The sequence below is a fragment of the Pontibacter sp. BAB1700 genome, assembly GCF_000277005.1.
In the GTDB taxonomy this organism is placed as follows: Bacteria; Bacteroidota; Bacteroidia; order Cytophagales; family Hymenobacteraceae; genus Pontibacter; species Pontibacter lucknowensis.
On sequence record NZ_AKIS01000219.1, the window covers coordinates 1 to 2,971 of the forward strand.

The 2,971-nt window shown below is 44.5% G+C and carries 5 protein-coding genes; 3 read left to right on the forward strand and 2 right to left on the reverse strand.

Annotation, left to right across the window (positions count from 1 at the left end; genetic code table 11):
* Positions 1-199 precede the first annotated feature (199 nt).
* The gene (locus O71_RS20165) at positions 200-391 is read left to right on the forward strand and encodes a hypothetical protein (protein WP_200805479.1); all 192 of its coding nucleotides are present in this window, start codon (positions 200-202) and stop codon (positions 389-391) included.
* Between the two features lie 80 nt (positions 392-471).
* Here O71_RS20165 and O71_RS20170 read toward each other — a convergent pair whose 3' ends face one another.
* The gene (locus O71_RS20170) at positions 472-1,287 is read right to left on the reverse strand and encodes a murein L,D-transpeptidase catalytic domain family protein (RefSeq protein WP_007660810.1); all 816 of its coding nucleotides are present in this window, start codon (positions 1,285-1,287) and stop codon (positions 472-474) included.
* A 269-nt stretch (positions 1,288-1,556) separates the two neighbouring features.
* On the opposite strand from O71_RS20170, the gene O71_RS20175 reads away from it, so the two are divergent.
* Positions 1,557-1,946 (forward strand): hypothetical protein, encoded by a 390-nt coding sequence (locus tag O71_RS20175; RefSeq protein WP_007660811.1) that lies wholly within the window; start codon positions 1,557-1,559, stop codon positions 1,944-1,946.
* A gap of 50 nt (positions 1,947-1,996) precedes the next feature.
* Here O71_RS20175 and O71_RS20180 read toward each other — a convergent pair whose 3' ends face one another.
* On the reverse strand, positions 1,997-2,398 hold the full coding sequence (locus O71_RS20180) for a hypothetical protein (protein WP_007660812.1): 402 nt from the start codon (positions 2,396-2,398) through the stop codon (positions 1,997-1,999).
* A 314-nt stretch (positions 2,399-2,712) separates the two neighbouring features.
* Between O71_RS20180 and O71_RS20185 the strand changes: the two genes are divergently transcribed.
* On the forward strand, positions 2,713-2,943 hold the full coding sequence (locus tag O71_RS20185) for a hypothetical protein (protein ID WP_007660813.1): 231 nt from the start codon (positions 2,713-2,715) through the stop codon (positions 2,941-2,943).
* The last annotated feature ends 28 nt before the right edge of the window (positions 2,944-2,971 follow it).

Sequence of the window (2,971 nt, forward strand, 5' to 3'; positions counted from 1 at the left end):
TCTGAGTCAGTCGGGTGTGCTGCTTCATCATATACTTTTATTGCACTAAAAAGTATACGCAAGCAGCGCGGAAAAAAACGAGCAGAAGAGGACAGGTATAGGCAGAAGGGTTATAAATAGCTACCCTATTTTATATGAAATTCGTAATACATTAAAATCGCTGCAAAAGCAGCTTCAACTAAAACGAATTATCATGAATATGAAACGAACATTCGGTGCCATTCTGACCATACTAGGTATAATCGGCATCATCTGGGGGGCATATGCTTTTGTAATGGGAGGCGACGGCGCGGCTATTGGCCAGTACACGGCCGCTGTACCCTTTGTAGTAGGTCTGATCTTTTTCTTTGCTGGTATCAACCTGGTAAAAACGACAAAAGACCAGACCTAAATCTATAAAGCTATAAAACAGAAAATGCCACGCCGGTAATCCGGCGTGGCATTTTCTGTTTTATTCGGTTGGCAAACTTTCTATGCACTAACGGGCGTTGTACCCTGCAGCGCTGCAAAGCCTTCAACGGCTCGCTCAATGTTCAGGTAGTCCGAGGTATAGGTTTTGTCTGCACTGTGAATGTACAGTACAGTATTGTCCTTGATCAGCTCGATCACGTTACCTGAAATAGCTCTTGGCACAGCCGGGCATCCCAGGCTACGGCCTAGCCGACCATACTGCTTCACAAAATCATCGCTTACGTAGTCAGCGCCATGCAGTACGATGGCACGCTCCATGGCTTTGGAGTTAAATTGCTCATCCATACCTGACAAGCGCAGGGAAAGCCCATGCTTGCCATAATAAGTCTTGTCGGTGAGGTAGAAGCCCATGCTGCTCATGTTGGAGTTAGGCTCGTTCGAAAACTTCTCTGCTCTTACATTTCCTGTATTGCGGCCATGGGCCACCAGGTTGTTATAAAGCACTTTATTCGCATCCAGATCAATGATCCACATGCGCTTCAGGTTGCTCGGCTTGGTGAAATCAACAACCGTGAGGATCTGTTTGTCAGTTGCCGTCAGACCGTCCTGCTTAAAGTTATGGTAACCGGTATAAGCCCGCTCAAACACACTGAAAGAAAGTCCGGCCATCTTCAAACCCGATCTGTTATAAACCTCCTGCACATGTTCATCGAATGCAAGTTTTTTCTCGGCTAAGGACAAACGGGCAAGTGAAGTGGAAGTCAGAACAGTTTCAGCCGTGCGTCCCGTCGGCTCCGACTCATCGTGTCGTGCCCCGCCAGGAGTGGCAACCAGCATGAAACTAAGGGCAAAAGAGGTGACAATAGCTCTTATCATAGGGTTATTCTACTTATAGGGTTTTACGCAATTACAGTACTAACAGGGAAAAACACAACAATTGTTCCCTTTTGCCTTGTTTATATCCCATATGCGGTCTATTGTAAAGCTCATCGCACCCACATATATGCTAAACGCTTGTGGACCTGCAGCTTAGTATGTATGGCAAGTGTATTATTTCGGCTTATGCAGTTTTCTGTTTTATAAATTGTTGCTTTTACTTGTATGCCAAAGTCGGATGCTGCAATTTTGAGGTAAGAGAACCACAGATGAAAACGTACTACTTCTATACCCTATTACTGATGCTGCTGTTGGGTTGCGCTGACCCGGCCCGTATTGAAGGCTTTGACAGTGATAAATGGCAACAGGACAAGAGAGGCTGCCAGGGGCAACGCAGTACGATGGTGAAAGAGTTTGATGGAATACGCCGCGAGCTATATGGACGTCCGGAAGAGGAAGTCAAAGATATACTTGGAAAACCCGATGCGGAGCAGTTGATGCGCCGGGGGCAGCGTGTATTCATATACTACTTTGAACCAGGATCACATTGCAATGAACGAAATAAGCTGTCCGAGGCAAACCGGGCTGAGGTTCGTTTTAATGCGTTGAGCAAGGTGAGTGAAATCACCTACCTGCGACCGCTTCCCGTTTCTAACTAATGAAAAAGCCCACCATATGGTGGGCTTTGTTTTTGCAGAAGTATAGGCTATTACTCTTCCTCCTCATTACCAGTCAGTAAATTGACGTGTTGACGCCCTTCCAGTTCCAGAAACTGTTTTAGTTGTTTTTCGGTCAAGATGCCAGCCATCACCTTATCCAGCTGGATCTGTATCTCTCTGTAGGTACGTTGCAGTTTCAGTGGGTCTTCCAGATTCATTTCAGCTTCAGCCATCCGCTGGTACCGCTCCTCATGTAACAGTTCTACCTGCATCAGTTGCTCTTCGCTCAGATTCAGTTCGCGCTTCATTTCCAGGATCGCCATCTGGGGACCGGTCAGGCTGATAGCCAATACCTTTTTATCCAGATCGTCGTCCGTTTCCTTTAACCGCTGCGCGTGTGTAGTGTTAAGGGTAAATCCTAGTATAATCAGTATGGGTATAATTCTTTTCATGGTATTCGGGCATTTCGCCGGTAAACGGCTACTCTTTGTTATTTAGTGTTATGAACGGAATTACATTACATTAGTTTGGCTCAAAAAGGCATATTTTTTATATTTTTCTAATAACATAGCTTAATGCAAATATTATATAAATAGCAAGATTTCAAAATGATTTTAAACTATAAAAACAACTTGTATTCAAAATCAGCTATATCGTAACTAAGCCACCCGATAACAGTATAAAAAGAAAAACCCTCGAAATAGTATTTTTAACAGTGGCTCCCGGTTCCGCAAAGGCGGCTCCCTCCATATAAAGTGAAATAACCATGAAAACCAAATATTATAATCCCAGTTCGCTTGAGGTTAACTTCGCAAAAGCATTTCAAGACCTGACGCAACAGCTCGAAGACAGGCTGGACGCGGGTAAAGTTGTCAATATCACCCCTATACATGATGCAGACAACCCGATGGTCATTTATAAACTAAAAGACGAGGAAGGCGATTTACATGAAGTAGTTGTACAAATTATACAGCGGCCCGACAACCTGGTAAGTTGAGACGGCAGTAAAATCCAAAAAGAGAGGC

What these genes read in the sequence shown, in the direction of transcription:
- O71_RS20165 (WP_200805479.1), top strand. Translation starts at nt 200, where the DNA reads ATGAAACGAACATTCGGTGCCATTCTGACCATACTAGGTATAATCGGC.
- O71_RS20170 (WP_007660810.1), bottom strand. Translation starts at nt 1,287, where the DNA reads ATGATAAGAGCTATTGTCACCTCTTTTGCCCTTAGTTTCATGCTGGTT.
- O71_RS20175 (WP_007660811.1), top strand. Translation starts at nt 1,557, where the DNA reads ATGAAAACGTACTACTTCTATACCCTATTACTGATGCTGCTGTTGGGT.
- O71_RS20180 (WP_007660812.1), bottom strand. Translation starts at nt 2,398, where the DNA reads ATGAAAAGAATTATACCCATACTGATTATACTAGGATTTACCCTTAAC.
- O71_RS20185 (WP_007660813.1), top strand. Translation starts at nt 2,713, where the DNA reads ATGAAAACCAAATATTATAATCCCAGTTCGCTTGAGGTTAACTTCGCA.